17 protein-coding genes and 1 riboswitch are annotated in these 20,034 nt (G+C 41.9%); of the genes, 3 read left to right on the top strand and 14 right to left on the bottom strand.

The annotated features are described in order from the left end of the window. Positions 1–94: 94 nt before the first annotated feature. The gene (locus CXF83_RS11595; RefSeq protein ID WP_101091886.1) at positions 95–367 is read right to left on the bottom strand and encodes a hypothetical protein; all 273 of its coding nucleotides are present in this window, start codon (positions 365–367) and stop codon (positions 95–97) included. A gap of 906 nt (positions 368–1,273) precedes the next feature. Between CXF83_RS11595 and CXF83_RS11590 the strand changes: the two genes are divergently transcribed. Beyond that, the gene (locus CXF83_RS11590) at positions 1,274–2,767 is read left to right on the top strand and encodes an EAL domain-containing protein (RefSeq protein WP_101091885.1); all 1,494 of its coding nucleotides are present in this window, start codon (positions 1,274–1,276) and stop codon (positions 2,765–2,767) included. A gap of 249 nt (positions 2,768–3,016) precedes the next feature. Here the strand turns inward: CXF83_RS11590 and CXF83_RS11585 are convergent, their stop codons facing one another. The 4 genes from CXF83_RS11585 to CXF83_RS11570 form a co-directional block, all read right to left on the bottom strand. Further along, on the bottom strand, positions 3,017–4,381 hold the full coding sequence (locus CXF83_RS11585; protein WP_101091884.1) for a TrkH family potassium uptake protein: 1,365 nt from the start codon (positions 4,379–4,381) through the stop codon (positions 3,017–3,019). Position 4,382: 1 nt separating this feature from the next. Further along, on the bottom strand, positions 4,383–5,036 hold the full coding sequence (locus CXF83_RS11580) for a potassium channel family protein (RefSeq protein WP_101091883.1): 654 nt from the start codon (positions 5,034–5,036) through the stop codon (positions 4,383–4,385). A 116-nt stretch (positions 5,037–5,152) separates the two neighbouring features. Continuing rightward, positions 5,153–5,848: a response regulator transcription factor gene (locus tag CXF83_RS11575; RefSeq protein ID WP_101091882.1), complete on the bottom strand. Its 696-nt coding sequence runs from the start codon at positions 5,846–5,848 to the stop codon at positions 5,153–5,155. Positions 5,849–5,857: 9 nt separating this feature from the next. Next, a complete protein-coding gene (locus CXF83_RS11570) occupies positions 5,858–6,877 on the bottom strand; it encodes a DUF4118 domain-containing protein (RefSeq protein ID WP_198553536.1) in 1,020 nt (339 codons plus the stop codon). Positions 6,878–7,564: 687 nt separating this feature from the next. On the opposite strand from CXF83_RS11570, the gene CXF83_RS11565 reads away from it, so the two are divergent. Then, positions 7,565–8,572 (top strand): DHH family phosphoesterase, encoded by a 1,008-nt coding sequence (locus tag CXF83_RS11565; RefSeq protein WP_101091880.1) that lies wholly within the window; start codon positions 7,565–7,567, stop codon positions 8,570–8,572. Positions 8,573–8,952: 380 nt separating this feature from the next. Here CXF83_RS11565 and CXF83_RS11560 read toward each other — a convergent pair whose 3' ends face one another. Together CXF83_RS11560 and CXF83_RS11555 are read right to left on the bottom strand one after the other, a co-directional pair. Further along, on the bottom strand, positions 8,953–10,497 hold the full coding sequence (locus CXF83_RS11560) for a glutamate synthase-related protein (protein WP_101091879.1): 1,545 nt from the start codon (positions 10,495–10,497) through the stop codon (positions 8,953–8,955). Positions 10,498–10,808: 311 nt separating this feature from the next. Next, entirely contained in the window at positions 10,809–11,813 is a 1,005-nt protein-coding gene (locus CXF83_RS11555) for a DUF4382 domain-containing protein (RefSeq protein WP_101091878.1), read from the bottom strand. Between the two features lie 685 nt (positions 11,814–12,498). On the opposite strand from CXF83_RS11555, the gene CXF83_RS11545 reads away from it, so the two are divergent. Further along, positions 12,499–13,476, top strand: a complete 978-nt coding sequence (locus CXF83_RS11545; protein WP_101091877.1) for a zinc-dependent alcohol dehydrogenase family protein — start codon at positions 12,499–12,501, stop codon at positions 13,474–13,476. Between the two features lie 247 nt (positions 13,477–13,723). On the opposite strand, the gene thiE is transcribed toward CXF83_RS11545, so the two are convergent. From thiE to thiD, 7 genes are read right to left on the bottom strand one after another with little or no spacing between them, the layout of a single operon-like run. After that, on the bottom strand, positions 13,724–14,383 hold the full coding sequence (thiE, locus tag CXF83_RS11540) for a thiamine phosphate synthase (protein ID WP_101091876.1): 660 nt from the start codon (positions 14,381–14,383) through the stop codon (positions 13,724–13,726). A 10-nt stretch (positions 14,384–14,393) separates the two neighbouring features. Next, positions 14,394–15,197: a hydroxyethylthiazole kinase gene (gene thiM / locus CXF83_RS11535; protein WP_101091875.1), complete on the bottom strand. Its 804-nt coding sequence runs from the start codon at positions 15,195–15,197 to the stop codon at positions 14,394–14,396. A 33-nt stretch (positions 15,198–15,230) separates the two neighbouring features. Beyond that, complete coding sequence (gene tenA, locus CXF83_RS11530; RefSeq protein ID WP_101091874.1) at positions 15,231–15,893, bottom strand: thiaminase II; 663 nt, start codon at positions 15,891–15,893, stop codon at positions 15,231–15,233. A 33-nt stretch (positions 15,894–15,926) separates the two neighbouring features. Continuing rightward, a complete protein-coding gene (locus CXF83_RS11525) occupies positions 15,927–16,874 on the bottom strand; it encodes an ABC transporter substrate-binding protein (RefSeq protein WP_101091873.1) in 948 nt (315 codons plus the stop codon). Between the two features lie 26 nt (positions 16,875–16,900). Continuing rightward, complete coding sequence (locus tag CXF83_RS11520; RefSeq protein ID WP_198553535.1) at positions 16,901–17,752, bottom strand: ABC transporter permease; 852 nt, start codon at positions 17,750–17,752, stop codon at positions 16,901–16,903. Then, on the bottom strand, positions 17,745–18,512 hold the full coding sequence (locus CXF83_RS11515) for an ABC transporter ATP-binding protein (RefSeq protein WP_101091872.1): 768 nt from the start codon (positions 18,510–18,512) through the stop codon (positions 17,745–17,747). The genes CXF83_RS11520 and CXF83_RS11515 overlap by 8 nt, the downstream gene beginning before the upstream one ends. Next, positions 18,512–19,369 carry a bifunctional hydroxymethylpyrimidine kinase/phosphomethylpyrimidine kinase gene (gene thiD, locus CXF83_RS11510; protein WP_101091871.1) on the bottom strand — a complete coding sequence of 286 codons (858 nt, stop codon included), beginning with the start codon at positions 19,367–19,369 and terminating at the stop codon, positions 18,512–18,514. Before thiD ends, CXF83_RS11515 begins: the two co-directional genes overlap by 1 nt. 99 nt (positions 19,370–19,468) lie before the next feature. Continuing rightward, a riboswitch (TPP riboswitch) is annotated at positions 19,469–19,565 on the bottom strand. Positions 19,566–20,034: the final 469 nt, after the last annotated feature.

The raw sequence follows: 20,034 nt of genomic DNA, 5'->3' as shown, positions 1-20,034 counted from the left end.
ATAGCTCCACGTTAACTTCAGCTAGGGAGGCGAAATGTTCTAGCGAACAAAACTGACAGGCATAGGCTTTCGATGTTCGGAAATGACATAGCTGCTATTCATCTTTCATCCAATCCAAATTCGGCAGTGCGTCCAAATGCTGGGCATAACGTATTTCGTTAAAAGAGGCACCATTTTTCATGATATCGGATACTTCGATAGCCAGCGCGCACGCCATCCATTGAACCGCTTCTTCACGCGGTGTACCTGTCATGACTAAACGCATCAAGGTTTCTTTTACCTTTTTGGGTTCACCGTCAGCGATTTGATTTTCGACTGTTTCAATTAGTGTCTCTTCAGTCATGTAGCTGTCTTGTTGTTTGTCCATTATAAATTCTCTGCTAAGTACATAACGCCATTATGTCGTAAACATAGTGCAAGCAATAGAACAAACTCTTAATAACTTGAGCGTTGTACTCAATAAAGCAAATTTTGGAAATGAAGATTTAACGGTGTTTATAATCTGATTAGATTTTATTCGTCTTTATGACGTTTTTTGAGTTAATAATATCAGCAGCTAACACATACAGGAAAAATTGAGTTAAACGCCCTAACCCATTTTTGACGGAAACAAGCTACTGCTAAGACCTTAGAGGTGGGTCGTGAGATTAGGAAATGTATGGTAATAAAATAAAGTTTACACTGACCCCACATACCTATAAGCAAGGCTCAAAAACTTAGCCCACTATCATGCATGGGTGGCTTATTGGTTCTTGGCCAATTTTTTTATTGCTGGCTCTGCTGAACTATTGAGCTTTGACCCAGCTAGCGAGGCTGTTTGCCGTGAAAAGTGCTAACGAGCTCATTCAGTGGATAAGATACTAATCTCGTATCAGGCGTCACGCTTTACTTTTTAGTGAACTGACAAGAGCCCTGATAGCAATGCTATCAGGGATTTTTTGTTTCATACAAGTGGCGTTTATTAATCATGGTCTCTATTTTTGTTGCTAGCAACGATTTCATGGCAAGTCTAAGATGCACAAGGCATTTGTTCGAAATGCTAAGGCATTGATCGGTTGGGGCGTCATGTAGTATTGTGATGTCGCAGATGGCGTTGTTCTGGTTACTTTTTGATAGAGCCTATTAAGTTTAACCGACTTTTATGCAGCAGACTCTTGATTTAACTATTTTATTTTAAGTTGCTTAATTGAAAATAAGTTGCTTGGGGGTTTAGCCTAGGGCTTGCCATCATTTTGGTCACATTGAACGTATTTTTGTGTTTGAGGCAAGCTTCATGGAACGGATGAAATATGGGGCTGTATTTGTGGTCATTTTTCTTTTATGCATGGTTAGCATGAAAGGGCTTGATCACTTTCTGGCAAAAAAAATTATTGCCCACGATGCAAAAATTCTCGCTGATAAGTTTGAAAAGGTAATTAGAAATAGCGCTTTAGAATTGAATAAGCTGCCATCGATTTCAAAGACAGATTTTAAATGCGATCAAAGCACCACTGAGAATTTAAGGGAATTTGTATTTGATGCAAGTTTTATTAGATGGGCTGGGGTGACAAAGGATAGAGAAATATTTTGTGAGTCCAATGATATCATTCGCGATATCAGTAAAATTTACACCCATAGAATATCCCCTAATTTTAGTTTTGGCGTCGTAGAACTAGCCAATAGAAAGCATAATGAATGGATATTAGTGAGGCATTTTGAGGATGTAAACTATACAGCAAGCATTACGCCGCTAGCGCCTCGCTTCTTTGTGCCGTTAGAGTGTGAACACTGTTCCGAATACACCATCTCCTTTAAGTCAGATCCCATGTTAGTTTTTGGCTTTGAAACATTTGACGGTAAGCCATTTGTGAGTGAAACGGTGGTCTTGGAATCACCTTATTTTGTCGCCACCTTTGAGCTTTCGGGGAATTTTGAATTCTATAAGCAATACAGTACAATTTCTTGGTTGTTTATTACTATTTTTGCACTGTTGTTTGCTTTTGGGGTGACCTATCTGGTTAAGCGTTGGCAAAGACATTCAGTTTCTATGCACGCTCAAATTGTGGCAGGAATTAAGCACCAAGAGTTTATTCCTTTTTATCAACCTATCGTTGATTCAAGAACCCAAGCTGTTATCGGCTGTGAAGTATTGATGCGATGGCAGCAACAAAATGGTTCATTGATCCCCCCTAACCAGTTTATTCCCTACGCGGAAGCCAATGGTCTGATTATCGATATGACAAAGGTCTTGCTTGAGCATGTTTTTAATGATGTTAAGTCATTAGGTAGTAAGCGCAAGGCACTATTCTTTAGTATCAATATTGTTCCAGAACACTTAGATAACGATGATTTATATCTTTTGCTTAAAGGTATTGTTGAGTCCAGTGAGTTGAAGCCGCATCGTATTTCCTTAGAAATCACAGAGCGTTTGCCCATCAGTGATTTAGTTGCTGCACGTCAGATGTTAGATAAAATTTACGCGTTAGGGATCGATTTAAAATTAGATGACGCTGGTACGGGATATGGTGGATTTAGTTATGTACAAACCCTCGGTATTAGTACGTTAAAAATAGATAAAATGTTTGTCGACACCATCGGTCATGAAGATAACTTTAACGCCAAAACCATTGACGCTATTATTTCATTTGCTCAAAAATCAGAATTATCCATGATTGCAGAAGGCGTAGAAAATGATAACCAAGTGGCATATTTAAGTGCACAAGGTGTGTATTTAATTCAAGGTTACATTTACTCAAAACCTTTGTCTGCGAAGCAGTTTTTTCAATAGTCTGATTAGTTTTTATATGGAAAAAGGTTATTAATCCAGAGTTGGTGAAATTATCTCCCAACTCACTTTGGGTAATAAACGTGTTAAGCGCTTTATCCTGTTCCTGAACATAAATGAGCTTACTTACACACTTTACCTAATAGTTTAAGATAATAAAAAGTAAGTCAAAGTTCAATTTGGCAAAGTTCAAGACCTGACCTTAGAATTACTTTTATGATCGACGGAAAATTTCATCAACCTGAAGGAAAGTTACCCTATAGCAAGTTTAGTTTCAGCGTAGCGGGTTTTTTTCTTTCTTGGGCTAGCTAAAAAGTATGCCAGAGTAAGTGGCCCTAGCCTTCCCATAAACATCATAAAAATGATAATGGATTCCCCTGCCATAGAAAGGTCTCCCGTAAGCCCTCGAGACAGCCCAACCGTGCCTAATGCAGAGACGGCTTCAAAAACAATATCTAACATCGGGGCTTCTTCCGTCAGCAACAATGCAAAAATGGCTAACCATGTCACAACGATTGATATCATAGTTAATGCAAATGCCTTGCTGATCGTTTCCTTAGCTAGCTCGCGCTTAAAGATATAAGTTTGCTCATCGCGTTTTAAAAAGCTGTAAGTCGACAGTATCAACACCATGAACGTCACCACTTTTATACCACTTGCAGTGCTCAAGGACCCCCCACCAATAAACATCAATATTAAGATAATCGAAGATGTCGCATCTTTAAGCTGGTCAATTGCAAGAGTATTAAACCCAGCAGTCCTTGGCGTTACGGCTTGAAACCAAGAAGCGAGCCATTTCCCTGTTTCACTCAAAGGCCCCAAAGTATTAGGGTTATCATACTCAATCAAATAAATGGAAATCAGAGCAACTGCATTAATGACAATCGTGCCAATAATCATCATGCGGCTATATACGGTTAATTTAGACCATTGACGATGACGTTTTAAGTCCATCCACACCGAAAAGCCCAGACCACCGATAATAAAAAGCCCTGTAATGGTTAGATTAACAACTGGATCACTAACATAGGACATTAGACTATCTGCGCTCAGTGCAAATCCTGCATTATTAAAAGCACTAATCGTATAGAAGAAGGCGTGAAACAAGCTAGTTTGCCACCCTAATTCGGAGCGCCAATAAGCCGCCAATATGATCATACCGATCAATTCTACTATCAATGTAAATATCAATACCGATTTAGCTGTAGCAACCAATGTTGATGAGTCCGTTTGATTAAAAGCTTCTTGCGCTACAGTTCGTTCCATAAAGCCAACTTTGCCACCCAATGCGATTAAAGTAACAATGGCAAATGTCATTAGTCCCAAGCCACCACATTGAATCAATATGGCTATGATTGTTTGGCCAAACTGTGTGAATTGTGTCCCTGTATCAATCACGACTAAACCTGTTACCGTAATGGCTGATGTCGCCGTAAACACGCTTTGAACCCAACTTATTGAATCATGAGTTGCGATAGGAAGTTTGAGCAATAATGTTCCAAGTACGATCAACAGTAAAAAACTACCGCACAGAATCACTGGAGGAGCGGCATATAATTTCTTACCTGCGTTAGGTTTACGTTCAATCAGTGAAACTGAAGGGTGCCATAAAACCATATTACATCATCCTTGGAGCTAGGTATTTCAGTTCTGATTGAGTAGCACAAAGCAAAATTATATCGTTAGCTTTAAGCACAAAACTCTCTTTAAGCTCACTGAATACTTCTTTATCGCGCTTCACCAGTATCGTTTTTATACGGCTATTAGCCTCTCCTAAAACCTTGAAAATGGGAGAATCGTGTAACCTTGGCTTGACTTTAATTTCAACAACATAAACACCGTGCCCTATAGGTATATAGTTATTTACCATCGGATAATTGAGCGCTTGCGCCACTCTTATCCCCATTTCTTCTTCGGGGTGGATAATACGCTGTACACCAAGTTTAGATACAATAGTGTGGTGAGCTTTTGTGCTAGCCTTAACCCATATCTCTTTTACCCCTAAGTTTTTTAAGGCTAATGTAGTCAATAAGCTAGATTGCATGTCTTCTCCAATCGCAACTAACACAGCTTCACTATTGGCCAAACCTAACTCTCTAAGCGCACCTTCATCTGTCGAGTCACAAATGATTGCTTGGGTCAGATCTTCCACATATTTATCTACGAGCTTGGAGTCTCTATCTACACCGGTCACTGTATGTCCAAAGTGGATTAATTCTAAACTAGCAGACACGCCGAAACGCCCCAATCCAATTACAGTAAAATGAGCCATGGTTTTACCTTTCTTATTGTTCAAATGCGGAATTTATATCGCCAGAACGGCTCCACAATCTAAGTAACCTATCATCATAGGGTGCTTTAAAATCAGCGTACTTTAAGAGCTAATAATCACACCTTCGCCCCCATAAACACCAATCGATACCCCACTCCCGCTTCTGTCTTTATTACTTGCTGTTCATCAGCGCCGTCATTGAGTTTTTTGCGTAAATGGCTTACCAAGACTCGTAAATAGTGCGTGTCCTCAGTATGAGTATTGCCCCAGATCTGTTGCAGTAAGTCCGACTGTTTAACCAATCTCCCTGGGTGTTTCATTAACATCCCCATAAAGGCGAATTCTTTCCTCGTTAGCTCTATTTCTAACGCCGATAACCAAACTTGATTCGTACTTTTTTTCATCTTCAACGCACCAAAACATTGCATGTCATCCAAGTTAGTATCACTAATTAGATCTCGCACTAGCACTTTAATCCTTACGATAAGTTCACGAACTCCAAAAGGTTTACTCAAATAATCATTCGCGCCAGCTTCAAGTAAGCGAATTTTTTCATCCTCTTGATCTCGGGCAGTCAAAATCAATACTGGTGTTTTGCTCGTTTGGCGAATGATTGATAGCAGGTTTATACCATCGCCATCAGGTAAACCAAGGTCGAGTACAACTAAATGGGGGGCGTAACTTTTAAACATCTCTACTCCCTCAGCAACGCTATCAGCACCTATATATTCAAAACCCTCTGCTGCCAAAGATATACGGATAAAGGTATGAATTTGTGGCTCGTCATCGACGACTAAAACTTTATAGCTCATATTGTATCCTTAGCTGCCTAAAGGTAGACAAATTCGTATCAGACAGCCTTTTTTGACCTCAATACACTCAATGGATCCTTCATGAGCAGTGATCACTCCTTTTGCTACTGCAAGGCCGAGCCCTGAACCAGAATCAGCATTCTTAGTTTTATCCCCAGAATAAAATAGCTTAAACATTAGCTCTGATTCTCCAGCATTAGGTGACTGGCCGTCATTATGTATATCAACGACAACAAAGCCCGTTTCCTGACGAACTACCACTTCTACAAAAGATCCCTTTGGAGAGTAGCGAAGTGCGTTATCTAGGACATTAAAGAAAGCTTGTTCAATTAAGGATCGGCTTACAGATACAGAGTCGATAGCGCCCTCTACAGTAACGACTATCAGCTCTGATGAAATATCAAAGCGATCGATAACATTGTTCAAGATATTGATGAGAGATTCTTGGCTTTTTCTAACCACCATTGCTCCGTGCTGTAATTTAGTCGCTTGTAATAGATTTTCTATATACTGGTGTAGCCGATGGCTCTCTATCGTCGCACTATCAAGTAGTTGATACTTTTCTTTATCACTGAGTAGAAATAGGTATTCTTTTAGGGTAGTTAAATTACCGATAATACCCGCTAAAGGTGTTCTCAAATCATGAGATACCGAAAGTAATATTTGATTGCGAAGTTGAGCCTGTTTTAGCTCGTCTTGCTGACGACGGTAACGTTCTGCCAATTGGCTCGTTGTAAACGCAACAACAAGGAACACCACGAGATTGATAGAATCATCAAGATGAAACATCTGAAGTGAATGACGAGGGGTTGTAAAGAAAAAATTAAAACTTAATGCTTCTAGAATAGCGACGATATAAGCCATTCTAGAATTGCACTGAAAAGCAATAATCACTATTGAAAGTTGAAGTATCAATAAAACTGCAATGGTAGAGCCTAGCCATAGATCTACACCCTGCGATACAACAATCGCGGCTGCGAATATAAAAAATGAAAACAAATAGCGATTCTGAAACCAATACATTGTCATATAGAGAATACTAAAGTGGTTGCCTTAGGTATTACTCTAGCAAATGCTATTCATCTCTTCGCGTAAAAAAAACGTAAAACTAGCAAAGTAGTAGCCTTTTTAGCACGTACAATTCTAGCTTTTCACTGTTTGGCATGTACATTATTCAATTGCCGTGAAGTTTAAATGTCATTGATGTTGGGTAAGTATATCCCGTCCCAAAGTGTATCTACACATATGACAATCCCAATGAATTAGTTACTCAATTTCACAGTTAACCGAGGAAAGATAGAATCAAATAAAACGAATAAGCCACCCATGCTAGTTGGCAAGCTTTTGCGGGGATATCGATACTTTGGAATATTCGACTTTAATGTTTCAGGAGGAAAGGCGAAAGTAGAATGAACTCTTTAAGCAAGAGCCATGGAAACCTTGATAAAAGTAGGTTATTGTCGGTAAAACAAAGGAATGCTAGCTGTCAATGAACAGCAAGAGTCAAGGACGAAGCATTAGCCAAAGGGTCACTAAACAAGGTTCTTATCATTAAGTACCGACTCGAAGCGCTAAAGCCTTCCATTTAAATCTCACTAAAGCATTTCAAACTAAAAATAGGATAGCGGGTCTGAATTTTTTGAAATTTGAAAAGTTTGCTCTGCCCTCACTTATCCATGACCTCACTGATTAAAAATTAATAAAGTAAATAATATAATGAAAAAAACTACATTAATTAATTTTATACAAAAGTTATCTTCTTTACAGCGCGTCGTTATTCAAGCTCATGATTTCCCAGACCATGATGCGATTGCATCGGCCTATGCAATGTCATACCTACTTAAGGAACTGGGGATAGATTCACTCATTGTATATAATGGCGAAATTGATCGGATCTCTTTATCCAATATGATTGAGTGGCTAGATATACCAGTAACGCATTGCAGCAAAGCTCAGTTGACTCCTATGGATAAAATCATAACTATCGATGGTTGTATTGGGGAAAGAAATGTTACCGATATGCCAGGGGAAGAAATTGCCGTTATTGATCATCATGTTGTGACGCCGCCAAAAAACTTATGGTTTTGTGATGTTAGGGAAAACTATGGGGCAACTGCATCAATAATATTTGAATATTTTCAGGATTTAAATATCAATATCCCTAGAAAAGTCGCTACTGCGCTGCTCGTTGGTCTTAAGATTGATACCGCACATTTAACCCGTGGTGTTTGTTCTGCGGACCTAAAAGCTTTTATTGTGTTTAATCAATGTGCAGATCTAGCATTAGTTAATAAAATTTGCCGAAATGAAATTACTTATACAGAGCTAAAATTGTTTGAGCATGTTTGCCAGTCTGTTGAACAGAATAAAGGGGTGGGTTTAGCAACTGTCTCTATAGACTGCCCTAAAAATATGTTGGGAATTCTTGGAGACTTTCTACTGACTGTCAACGAGCTTGATGTCGTTGTCGTGGCACAGTCTAATAATCAGGGGATACAATTATCGTTACGCTCTGAATGTGAACATGTCGATGTTGCTAAAATTATGAGAGAACAATTGAACTTCAAAAATATAGGCTTTGGGGGAGGACATCCACATATGGCTGGCGGCATTGTTTTTAAAGATTTTTTTGATAAATTTGTCGATAACGAAAACGTTCATTTATCTCCCATCATCGATTCAATTTTAGCATTGAGAAGTTTGAATTTAAGTACAACCCAATAGTAAGTAGCATCAAAGTTCAGTCAAAATTTGTAGCAATATCCTTTAACTTTATTTGCTTTGTAAAGGGAGATTGCACATGCTTAGAACACTAAATAATGAGTCCTATTTAAGCGTCACTAAGATTTAAAACTCATTGAATATATTCGTCAAGCCCCCCACAAAGGCATGGCTATTGTAAGTGTAATGCCTAGGCTCTGTGGGAATGTTCATATACGTCTTTGTTGCTCATCTGTATAAATAAAGCCAGTTAACCACTCTCAAGTAAACGAATAAAAGCTCTTTGCTAATCTTTAGCAAGGAGCCTTTATTCACTAGTTAAGCTGGTTGATTCCGATATCATGTAACATACTGATAAAATTAAAAATCATTACTGCTCCATGCTAAAACTTGGTCAATCCAGAGTATTTAACACCCGATAGTTCTGCCATCTCTTTATTCCAAGTGGCAAGGTCGTGTTGGTTGAATTTGTTTAAATCATCATGACCACACGCTCTCGACATCACTTGCATCAGCTCAACTGAAGCTTCAAAGAAATTCTGCAACTGCTTTGATGCTTTAGTCACATTAAGCCTTTGTCTTAGATCCGCCTTTTGCGTCGCAATGCCTGCCGGGCAGTTATTGGTATGACACATCCTAGCAGCGACACAACCAATCGACTGCATCGCACTATTTGATATCGCGACGCCATCGGCTCCCAACGCCATTGCCTTAACAAAATCCATAGGTACACGAAGCCCGCCTGTGACTATCAAGGTGACTTTTCCACTAACACCTTGCTTATCAAGGTAAGCTCTTGCGCGTGCTAACGCGGGAATGGTTGGCACACTAATATGATCTCTAAACATCTCTGGCGCCGCGCCAGTGCCACCACCACGGCCATCGAGGATGATATAATCAGCGCTAGCATCTAATGCGAATTGAATATCATCTTCAATATGGTTGGCGCTGAGTTTAAAGCCGATGGGAATGCCTCCCGTTACCTCGCGAACCCTATCAGCAAATCGCTTAAAATCGTTAGCGCTATGAAGATCTTTAAAGGTCGGCGGAGAAACTGCAGCGGTTCCCGCTTCGATGCCACGAACCTCGGCAATTTTACCAATATTTTTGTTGCCCGGTAGATGACCGCCCGTCCCTGTTTTAGCGCCTTGCCCTCCTTTAAAATGAAACGCTTGTACCCCTTTTAACTTGGACTCATCATAACCAAAACCGGCGCTGGCAAATTCGTAGAAATAGCGCGAGTTTGCTGCCTGCTCTTCCGGCAGCATCCCTCCTTCACCTGAACATATCCCCGTTCCAGCTAACTCGGCTCCGGTGGCCAGTGCAATCTTAGCCTCTTCAGACAAAGCGCCAAAGCTCATATCTGATACAAGCAGTGGAATATTCAATTTAAGGGGTTTTCTTGCGAGTGGGCCAATCACCAACTCGGTGCTGACAGATACATCTTCCTGTAAAGGTTGTTTTGCCATCTGTGCCACCATGACTTGCAAGTCGTCCCAGTGCGGTAGCAGATACCTTGGTACTCCCATTGATGTCATTGGCCCGTGGTGTCCCATCTTAGACAGCCCTTCACGTGCGAGCTGATGGATAAACTCGACCGTCGGTTCCTCTTTGGTTGCCGTAGCGACAGGCTCCTCGCCTGCGATGGTGATCTGCAGCCCTGGGCCTTCGTGTCCCACTTGCCCATTAGAGAACTGCTTATGAGAACCGTCACAAAAGGGCAAGTTTGCGCTGTGTTTACAGCAGCAAAGATAGGCATCGCCGCTATCTTGAGCTATAAAACTCTTAGGTTTGAAGTCCGTTCCGGCATGAGTCCCATCACAAAAGGGTTGGTTTTTGGACCGACCACAGGTACAGAAATAATATTCCTTATCTTTGATCAGTTCGACTTTGATTGGTTTGTTGTCTGCAACAATAGGTTTACTCATGTTCCATCCTTCTAATGATAGTATTCACTTTTCATGGCTTATCTATAAGGTTAGAAGAAGGATAACCTCTTTGGTATTTCTAAAAAAAGTATTTCACATTCAATGTGATTAACTGATCCGTTGGCTAGAAGTCATCAATAAGGAGCAACGATAGCCACTAACAAGCCATCCATGTTACCCATTAAGAAAATGCAGGGCTTCTAACATGCTAACGTGCAATAGCCTGTTACAGAGAAAACTAATTGTCTGTGAACACCAAGGGACTTTGTGTTCCAGGCTCCAAAAGTGAATCAGAGCCTGACTCATCATCGCTAGCCGCCCATACCGCCGTGCATGCCACCGTGATGGCCACCATTACCATTACCGCACTCATGTACCGTCTGCTGGCCGCCCTGTGTTCCAGTCTCTATGGTAATTGAACCAGAATCTTTAAACATTACAAACGAACCACTGCTGATATCATCGGCGATTGGGTCATCTAAATGGCCTAAACAGCTGTAGCCAACCCGATAGTTTCCGGCTGGCAAGTAGCCCATGGAAAAGTGCCAGTTACCGTCGATGTCCTGCATCATAGGACTTACCGCTGTAGGGGCGGTGAAACTCGCAGGCGGATTGGTTCCCATATCCGCCATTTGGTTTATATTGGTTACCTGTTCTGGGTACAAGTAGGCCAAATGGTTAAATTGGCCTCCCGCTGGGGTCAGATCGGCGTAAGCCGTCTCACAATCAGCAATCCATTGGGGGTCTACCTCACCCAACAAGTGGCCCATATGGCTATTATCGATGGACCACATGGCTTCATGGCTTAAATTGTATTGTCCCTGCTCCTGAGACAGGCCACGATACAAATCAATTTCCATGGTGATGGCAAGATGCTGCCCAGTAACAATCTCAACATCTGAAATGGGCAGCTGTCCATTTTCAACATGCAAACCGTGGCGCCCCTGACCATCTTCAACATAGCAGCCCTGATTACCATCACCCTGATGAATGGTGACATAAGCATCATGGTATTGTCCTGAGGGCAAGTCGATGCTATCGACCATAAGATGGCTATCAATCCCCTGAAAATCAAGTAGATTAAATGCCATATTCTGTAAGTCATGCCTATGGATAACGCCAGAGGCGTCTGTCATTACCAGTTCCCCCATGACCATACCCACATGGGAAACCCCAGCCATAGGTGAATCAGAAATGGCTAAAGAGAATTTACCCAGAGGCAATTCCGGTGCAGTGACAGTGCTATCACCATCACTGCCACAAGCCCCAAGCCAAAAAACCGAGGACAACACCAACACTGTTTTACAAATCGTCATAACGCCCCATTATTGAACCTATAACCCCCCCCCAAGAATAGCCCTTTAGTAGTATGAGTGCTGATTTTTTAACCGCGAATATGATACAGATCAATATGCAGTGCACGGGTATAATAAGTTGAATGCAGTCACCTGAAAATAAAGGATTTTAATACATACAAGTATGTGTACTGGTCACATAAAAAGAATGAAAAACCACTTTTACAGCGTATTTACTCAGCGTCGGTATTACAAAGCAAACAAAAACATCCGTTGCAGAATGATAAATTTACCAACCCATTATATATCTGCTGGGGTTTATTCCGGCGACGGTGCCGATGACTTTATTTTTATCTACTGCTGGTAAGTCGGTGGATTGTGGACAATATTAGCAACAGCGAGCATCATTCATACCCTCACGGTAGCGTTGGTCTTTGCACTAAAACTGTGCTCCGCCACTCACCCTGTGAACCTAATAACAAGCTGATCCTTTGTCAGCAGTCATATGCAACGAGTGATAGACCCAGCGTCTTTCGATGACCATTGCCATGTACATCGCTATGCTTCTTTGCTTGCTAAACCCTATTTTTGTCTAGAAAGCAAAAGTGGTTTGCCTCACGGGTTATGGTTGGTTCATTGAACAAAACATAGAATAGCCCCATCTTGTTAAGCAAGTCCCATACTATTCTATTAAAAGGCAGCAACCATGAAAGCAATGATCATTAAAGAAATCGGTTCAAGCGACGTTTTTCAATTAGTAGAAAAAGCAAAACCAACATTAAAATCAGGCCACATGGTTGTTGAAGTAAAAGCAACCAGCGTAAACCCACTTGATACTATGCTACGTTCAATTGAACTGCCTTGGTCTGCAAACTTACCCGAAGTATTACACGGTGATGTTGCTGGTATCGTTGTTGAAGTAAGTGAAGATGTAGCAAACTTCAAGATTGGTGACGAAGTTTATGGTATGGCAGGCGGGATTAACGGTGTTGACGGTGCACTAGCAGAGTTTATGTTAGTAGATGCACGTTTAATGGCGCAAAAGCCAAAAACACTAACCATGAAACAAGCGGCGGCATTACCCCTCGTTGCGATCACATCATACGAAGCACTTGTACACAAAATGAATGTACAAGCTGGCGATAACGTACTTATTCATGGTGCAACGGGTGGCGTTGGTCACATCGCAGTACAACTTGCAAAAGTACTGGGCGCCACAGTGACATCAACTCATTCACCAGCGACTGCTGAATTAGCGAAAACAGTCGGTGCAGATAACCTAGTTGATTTCACAGCAGAAACAGTGGCTGACTATGTGCAAGCACACACTGGCGGCAAAGGTTTTGATAAGATCTTTGATACGGTAGCTGGTGAAAACATCCAAAAGTCATTTGAAGCAGCAAAATTCTATGGTCACGTAACAACAATTTTACCCATTGAAAACGTACTGCAAGTGGCCCTTAAAAGCTTATCATTCCACAGTGTATTAATGTTGATCCCACTATGTCACGGCATTAACCATGGATCACACGGCCGTATCTTAACTGAAATTGCAGCACTGGTTGATGCAGGTAAGATCACGCCAATCATTGATAACAGCAATTTTTCTATCTGGGAAGTAGCACAAGCACATGATCACCTAGGATCAGGTAAAGCGGTAGGTAAAATCACCCTAACAGCGTAATTATAGTGTAAAGATTCTAAACACCCAAAAGCCTCACAATCTCTAGATAATAGAAGCTGTGGGGCTTTTATATTTATGTATATTTATAACCAGCTCTTTTTATAACAGGCTTGTGTCTAAAAAGATTAGCCTAGGATTCACGCAGTCACAGCTTGAAATACCACGCCAGTGACCTTATCAATCTGCTGTACATTATGGGTTTATTGATCCCATCATTATGAGAGCGTTATTCTAGACTGCTCATTAATCATGGTGAGTCATAATCGCGAACAATAAACTCATCATTTTCTGCTGCCATCAAGCCTAACAATACTTGGCTTGCTTGTTTAGGAGAGACAGCATGACAAATGGCTGATACCAGCGCAATCCCATCAACCTGGGTAGTCGCTATCTGTCTAATGTTAGCGTCATTTATTCCTCCAATGGCAACCAGAGGCAATCGACTCTCTTTTACCGCATTTGCTAAGCCTTCAATGCCCCACTCTTTAATGATATTTGTCTTCGTTGGCGTCGAAAAAACAGCACTGATCCCAAGGTAATCAACAGGTAAATTTTGTGCTTCATGTAACTGTGCTTCATTTTCAACAGACAAGCCCAATATCATATCAGCGCCAATCAGCTCACGAGCAACAATGGCAGGCATATCCGATTGCCCCAAGTGCACCCCATCGGCCTGAACCGCCAATGCTACATCGACTCGATCATTAATAATCAATGGCACACCACTGCCTTGCAATACCTGTTTGACCGCAGCCGCTCTTTCAATAAACGCGCGTACATTGCCGTGCTTTTCACGTATTTGCACCATAGTAACGCCACCTTTTACCGCCTCAGAGACAACTTGGCATAACGTATCAATGTCTTGCTGATCATCGGTCACTAAATACAGTTTATAAGGGTTATTCATACTGTATTGCCTATGCATTCACGGTTAATTTTAAACGACGAGTCAGTGTTTCTTCATCTAATAGATAAAGTGCATCCAGCAGGTTCATTTGTAAACTACCTGGACCTGCTGATTTCTCTGCCGCTATTTCACCCGCCACCCCTAGAATCGCCGTTGCTGCTACGCCAGTATCATCACCAATCGCAGCGAAAGCCCCTGTTAATGCCGTATGCGTACAGCCCATTCCAGTCACAAAAGGCATCATCGCGTGACCATTATTCAATTGATACTGCGTATCAAGGGTAACCACATAGTCGGTTTCACCAGAAATAACGACGTTACACCGATACTCTTGCGCCACATACCGCGCAGCACCTAATGCGGAATCACTGCTGTCTAATGCATCAACCCCTTTGCTTTGCGCGTTTTCACCCGCTAATGCGATAATTTCAGACGCATTACCACGAATGATCAGCTTATTCGCGGCATCAGCAATGTGGCGAGCCGTTTGCGTACGAAGTTGACTCGCACCACTGCCAACAGGATCAAGTACCACCACTTTATTATTGGCATTGGCTTGCTCGACGGCAAAATGCATTCGTGGCGTCCAAACACTGTCTAACGTACCAATGTTAATCACTAAGGCACCGGAGAAACTCATCATCTCTGCCATTTCTTGTTGGCTATGCGCCATGATGGGTGATGCACCTAACGCTAATAAGGCATTCGCAGTATTGTTCATCACAACGTAGTTTGTGATATTCACCACCAATGGTTTTGTCTCACGCAGTGTCGCTAATGCTGCAATAATTTTTTGCGTATTCATAACTGTCATGATGCTTTCCTATTTTGTATTTGGTGTGCCCATTTAGGCGCCGTCGAGACCTTGTTGCCAAAATGCGACTTCCATTCGAGTGGCGGTTTTAAAAATATGACATAAACGCTGGCCTCGTTGGCTATTTATATCAATATCAGCCAGCAGCTCATCCAATTGTGTCATGCTTTTTTGAACACCAGATTGGAACTCTTCTCCACCGTACATCTTGATCCAATTAGCGTAGGGATTACCCTCAAATATCGTTGATTCACTTGCTAATAATTGCGCGCCAATAACAGCATATCCCTTTGAACATGGCGCTAGCGCGGCATATAAATCAATCACATCACCGGACATTCCCGTATCCAATACAAAGCGCGTATACGCCACCGTACCAAAGGCTTCGGGTTCCGCTTCCATCTCAGGCTCTGAAATGGCCCATTCAGCACAATACGTTAAGTGGTGGGCTATTTCTGAGTCCAATAACGCTTGCACGCTCGGTAATGCCATCCGCATTTCAGCTAAGGTTCTCGCTTTGTAAATAGCCAAGGCATACGCTCGGGCATATTGCTTTAAAAACAAAAAATCTTGTTTTAAATAATGTAAGAAAGACGAATGAGCTAACTCGCCGACCGCTAATGCCTTCACAAAATAGTGCTCAGTATATTCATTCCACTCACTTTGACACGCTTGAATTAGGTCTTGATGATTCATATTTGTCTCTAACATTAAAAAGGGGGAAGTTGTTTACAAAACGGGTACAAAATCTTGTGCTTTAGGCAGCGTTTTAATGATCTTATGTTGATACATGAATGCAGAAAAACGATCATAGCGTTGTAAATCAACGGCGGCAGGACGCAAAGCAAAGCGCGTTAACGTATCGTTCCATGCTCGCTTATTTAATTCATTATTCAAGGTATCTGGCGCGTAAGAAACGAAGGTTCTCCATGCTTCTTCTGGGTGATTCACAATAAATTGTGTAGCCTTTTCAATTGCATGATTAAACTTCTTTAAAGCTTCGGCATCATAGGTTTTTGCATTTGCCACAAAAACCAGTTCATCATACGATGGCACTCCATGCTCTTCAGGAAAAAAGGATTTTGCTTTATAGCCTTCTAACGCTAATTGATTGGTTTCAAAATTACGTAATCCTCCCCAAATCGCATCAACTTTACCCGACGCTAATGATGACGATAGCGCCCATCCAACATTGATGATTTTTATCTCAGAGAAATCCACACCCTCTGTTTTTAACATGGTGCCAATGGTCGCTTCTTCGTTACCCGCAATCGAGATCCCGACTTTCTTACCTTTTAAATCAGCCAGTGAGTTAATGTTTCCATTATCAAGCACCATTAAGGTATTGAGTGGTGTCGCAATCAGTGTCGCAGAGCGGATCAGTGGCAATCCTGCAGCCACATCGATGGTTAAACTGGTTTGATAGGATATCGCTAAATCGACATTATTAGCGGCCACCAATTTGGCTGGCATACTGGGATCCGCAGGCTCTTGAATGGTAATGTTCAAGCCTTCTTCTTTGAAATAGCCTTTTTGTTGAGCAATCACCACAGGGCCATGATTTGGATTTACAAACCAATCCAACATTAATGTCATCGCTTTATCTTCAGCACTCGCCATCAAGGAGTAACTTGCAATAAGCACAGCCATCGCTCCTTTAATCATGATCTTTTTCATTTGTTTAAATCCCTTACGCTATCAATCTATTTATCGTGTTGCCACGGTATGAGTTTTTGAATCAGTACATCAGTGAGAAAATAAAGGCTGACGGATAAAGCAGCAAGAATGAATAAGGCGGCAAACATTTCATCAATCATCATTCGAGCATTAGCTTGCAGCATTAAATAACCAAGCCCTTCACTTGATCCTACCCACTCCCCCACCACGGCACCAATAGGCGCAACGACCACTGCAACACGGATCCCAGACGCTAATGAAGGTAAGGCAGCAGGCAAGCGAACGTGTTTAAGTAACTGCCATTTTGATGCGCCCATGGTGTGCGCTAAATCGAGGTAACCGGTTGGGGTATTACGTAAACCGTCGTAACAACAAGTTGTCACCGGAAAGAAGATAATCAGCGCCGCCATCACGATTTTTGACGCAATGCCGTAACCTAACCACAGCATTAAAATCGGGGCGATAGCAAATACAGGAATGGCTTGGCTCGCAATTAAAATAGGCAATAACCAACGTCGAAGTGGGTCAAACAGCAGCATTTGGAGTGCAAACAATAACCCCATAGAAAGGCCCAAACCAAGACCAAGAATAATCTCTTGCGCGGTGATCCATGAATGGAATAACAACACATCGTAACGCTGTATTAGTTTTTCAAACACCGCTATCGGACTCGGCAAAATGAAACTGGGCAATGCGAAAATCATAATAACAAACTGCCATATCGCCAGTATTACAGCAGCACTGACGATGATTCTTCCTATCGATTTAGCGCTTTTCGGTAACGCTTTTGGCTCTGCCCTCTCCGTTTGTAACACAATCGTTTGAGATGCAATGTGGTTGTCGGAGTGCTCATGATTGATTGAAATTGGCTTAGACATAGTCAACCTCCAACGTATCAATGATCTGTTGCTGAAGAATCGCTAACTCCGCATCAAATTTTCGTGGAATGCTTGAGTTTGGCACCGGTAAAAGCACCGCTGAGGCTGGTTGACCTTGCATGATATAAATCGCATCACTTAATCTAAGTGCTTCTTGCGGATCATGCGTGATGAGTAATACTGTTTTACCCGCCAAGACTTGGACTGCAAGCGCTTGCAGTCGATGGCGAGTAACCGCATCTAACGCAGAAAAGGGCTCATCCATTAATACCATCGGCTTGTCTTGCATTAACGTTCTTGCTAACGCCACACGCTGACGCATTCCTCCAGACAGTTGCACGGGCATACTCTGTTCATGCCCTTTTAATCCAACACGCTCTAGCAATTCAATCGCGCGGGCTTGATTGGCATTAAATTGAGTGTTCACCGAAAATTTGCGAGCAAAACAGACGTTATCAAGTACGTTTAACCACGGCATCAATAGATCTTGTTGCGCCATGTAAGCAATGTTGCCTTCTAAGCATTCTCCCCCATCAATGTGAATGTCACCCGACCACATCACTTTATCTGTCAATAAACCTGCCATATAACGCAAAATTGAAGTTTTACCACAACCACTTTTACCCAATATCGCCGTCCACTTTCCTGCAGCGATGGACATGTTTAAACCCGACATAATGGCCGCTGCGCTGTCTTTGTATTGCAAAGTGCCATTTGAGATAACTGCACCGAGGCTGTTATTACATGGCTCTAGCTTCATTACGACTGCCCTTGAGTGTTTAAGACAAAAAAGTGATTCACGGGCCCATGTCCTTGTCCAATATTCAACTCATCAGCATGGGCAATCGCTTGAGTAATGTAGTATTTGCCCCGTTTTACCGCCGCTGATAATTCATGCCCTTGAGCTAAGTAAGAGGCGATTGCAGAAGATAAGGTGCAACCTGTTCCGTGTGTATTGCGAGTTTTAATCCGCTCCGTTGATAAACGCTCAACATTGTCGGCAAGGATCAGTAAATCAGTGCTGTTGTCATCGGTTTCTAGGTGGCCACCCTTTAGCAAAACAGATTTAGCGCCTAATTGACGAAGTTCGTCGATCATAGCAATCATTTCATCTTCGTTTTTGGGGACTGAGCAGCCAATTAGCGCAGCGGCTTCTGGCAAATTAGGGGTAATGACATCAGCCAGAGGGAGCAGTTCCGATTTAAGGCTATCAATGGCAGAGGAGTGGAGAAGAAGATCACCGCTGGTTGCGACCATGACGGGATCAACTACGAGATATTTAGGGGTGTACTGTTTAATTTTTTTAGCGACAGAATGAATGATATTTGAATCACTTAACATGCCAATTTTTACAGCAATCACATTCAGATCCGAAAATACGGCATCAAGTTGTTGCTCGACAAACTCTGCATTGATCGGGTAAATACCCGTAACCGCTTGTGTATTTTGTGCCGTTAATGCCGTAATAACAGAGCATGCATAACCGCCAGTCGCTGAAATGGCTTTAATGTCGGCTTGAATACCGGCACCACCGCCGCTGTCTGAACCGGCAATGGTCAATACAATAGGAGTCGTAACGAATGGAGTTAAAGATGCTGTGGTGACTAATGAAGACATATTTATTTCCCTAACTAACAGTCAGGAAAAAACAGTCGTGTGAGAATAAATGCGCCAAAAGGTGCTATCACAGCAAAAGAAACGGATCAGGAAGAACGCCTCAAATGACCATTAGTTCCCTACGTCAGTATTAACTGAATCAGGTTCAACGGGTTCATTTTATGATCTCAGCCTATTGGCTCCCCGACTAATCACCACACACTATCATTAATCGATTTGTAAAGAGCATGCTTTTTGATGAGAATGCTAACTGAGTTAACTAATTATCATCTTATGCATTCGATTTGGATACTAATTAAACAATATTTCTGCGCAGTTAAGAAAGCTTTGACGCTTCGTCAACTTGCCATGCCAAATAAGACATTCCCACCCTTGGCGGCCAGATTTAGGAGGTACGAGTCCACGGATAGACGAAGGTAGAATAATGCAGGAGCAATTACCGAGGATGCCAGAGCCGAGAATAACGATTAGCTTCAATCACCCCATCTTACCTATAGGGTTTTAATTCCCGCTGAATGCTCAAACTTTTAATGCAACGGGTATTACATAAGAAAATATCGGATTAGTTAAACTGAATATATTATGAATCAGTAACGGCTCTTACCAGCATTGGGGAATGTGAGTTAGTGCGAATGCCTGATGGGTGTCCGAAGCGGCTATAAACG

Origin of the sequence: Shewanella sp. Choline-02u-19, from assembly GCF_002836205.1 — a bacterium.
In the GTDB taxonomy this organism is placed as follows: Bacteria; Pseudomonadota; Gammaproteobacteria; order Enterobacterales; family Shewanellaceae; genus Shewanella.
Note: the sequence above shows the minus strand (reverse complement) of the source record. Positions and strands in the feature narration are given on the sequence as shown.

Coding starts and splice junctions, on each gene's coding strand:
- CXF83_RS11590 (WP_101091885.1), top strand. CDS start 1,274: ATGGAACGGATGAAATATGGGGCTGTATTTGTGGTCATTTTTCTTTTA.
- CXF83_RS11570 (WP_198553536.1), bottom strand. CDS start 6,877: ATGACAATGTATTGGTTTCAGAATCGCTATTTGTTTTCATTTTTTATA.
- CXF83_RS11565 (WP_101091880.1), top strand. CDS start 7,565: ATGAAAAAAACTACATTAATTAATTTTATACAAAAGTTATCTTCTTTA.
- CXF83_RS11515 (WP_101091872.1), bottom strand. CDS start 18,512: ATGAAGCTAGAGCCATGTAATAACAGCCTCGGTGCAGTTATCTCAAAT.
- CXF83_RS11575 (WP_101091882.1), bottom strand. CDS start 5,848: ATGAGCTATAAAGTTTTAGTCGTCGATGACGAGCCACAAATTCATACC.
- tenA (WP_101091874.1), bottom strand. CDS start 15,893: ATGAATCATCAAGACCTAATTCAAGCGTGTCAAAGTGAGTGGAATGAA.
- CXF83_RS11545 (WP_101091877.1), top strand. CDS start 12,499: ATGAAAGCAATGATCATTAAAGAAATCGGTTCAAGCGACGTTTTTCAA.
- CXF83_RS11525 (WP_101091873.1), bottom strand. CDS start 16,874: ATGAAAAAGATCATGATTAAAGGAGCGATGGCTGTGCTTATTGCAAGT.
- CXF83_RS11555 (WP_101091878.1), bottom strand. CDS start 11,813: ATGACGATTTGTAAAACAGTGTTGGTGTTGTCCTCGGTTTTTTGGCTT.
- CXF83_RS11520 (WP_198553535.1), bottom strand. CDS start 17,752: ATGTCTAAGCCAATTTCAATCAATCATGAGCACTCCGACAACCACATT.
- thiM (WP_101091875.1), bottom strand. CDS start 15,197: ATGACAGTTATGAATACGCAAAAAATTATTGCAGCATTAGCGACACTG.
- CXF83_RS11595 (WP_101091886.1), bottom strand. CDS start 367: ATGGACAAACAACAAGACAGCTACATGACTGAAGAGACACTAATTGAA.
- thiD (WP_101091871.1), bottom strand. CDS start 19,369: ATGTCTTCATTAGTCACCACAGCATCTTTAACTCCATTCGTTACGACT.
- CXF83_RS11560 (WP_101091879.1), bottom strand. CDS start 10,497: ATGAGTAAACCTATTGTTGCAGACAACAAACCAATCAAAGTCGAACTG.
- CXF83_RS11580 (WP_101091883.1), bottom strand. CDS start 5,036: ATGGCTCATTTTACTGTAATTGGATTGGGGCGTTTCGGCGTGTCTGCT.
- CXF83_RS11585 (WP_101091884.1), bottom strand. CDS start 4,381: ATGGTTTTATGGCACCCTTCAGTTTCACTGATTGAACGTAAACCTAAC.
- thiE (WP_101091876.1), bottom strand. CDS start 14,383: ATGAATAACCCTTATAAACTGTATTTAGTGACCGATGATCAGCAAGAC.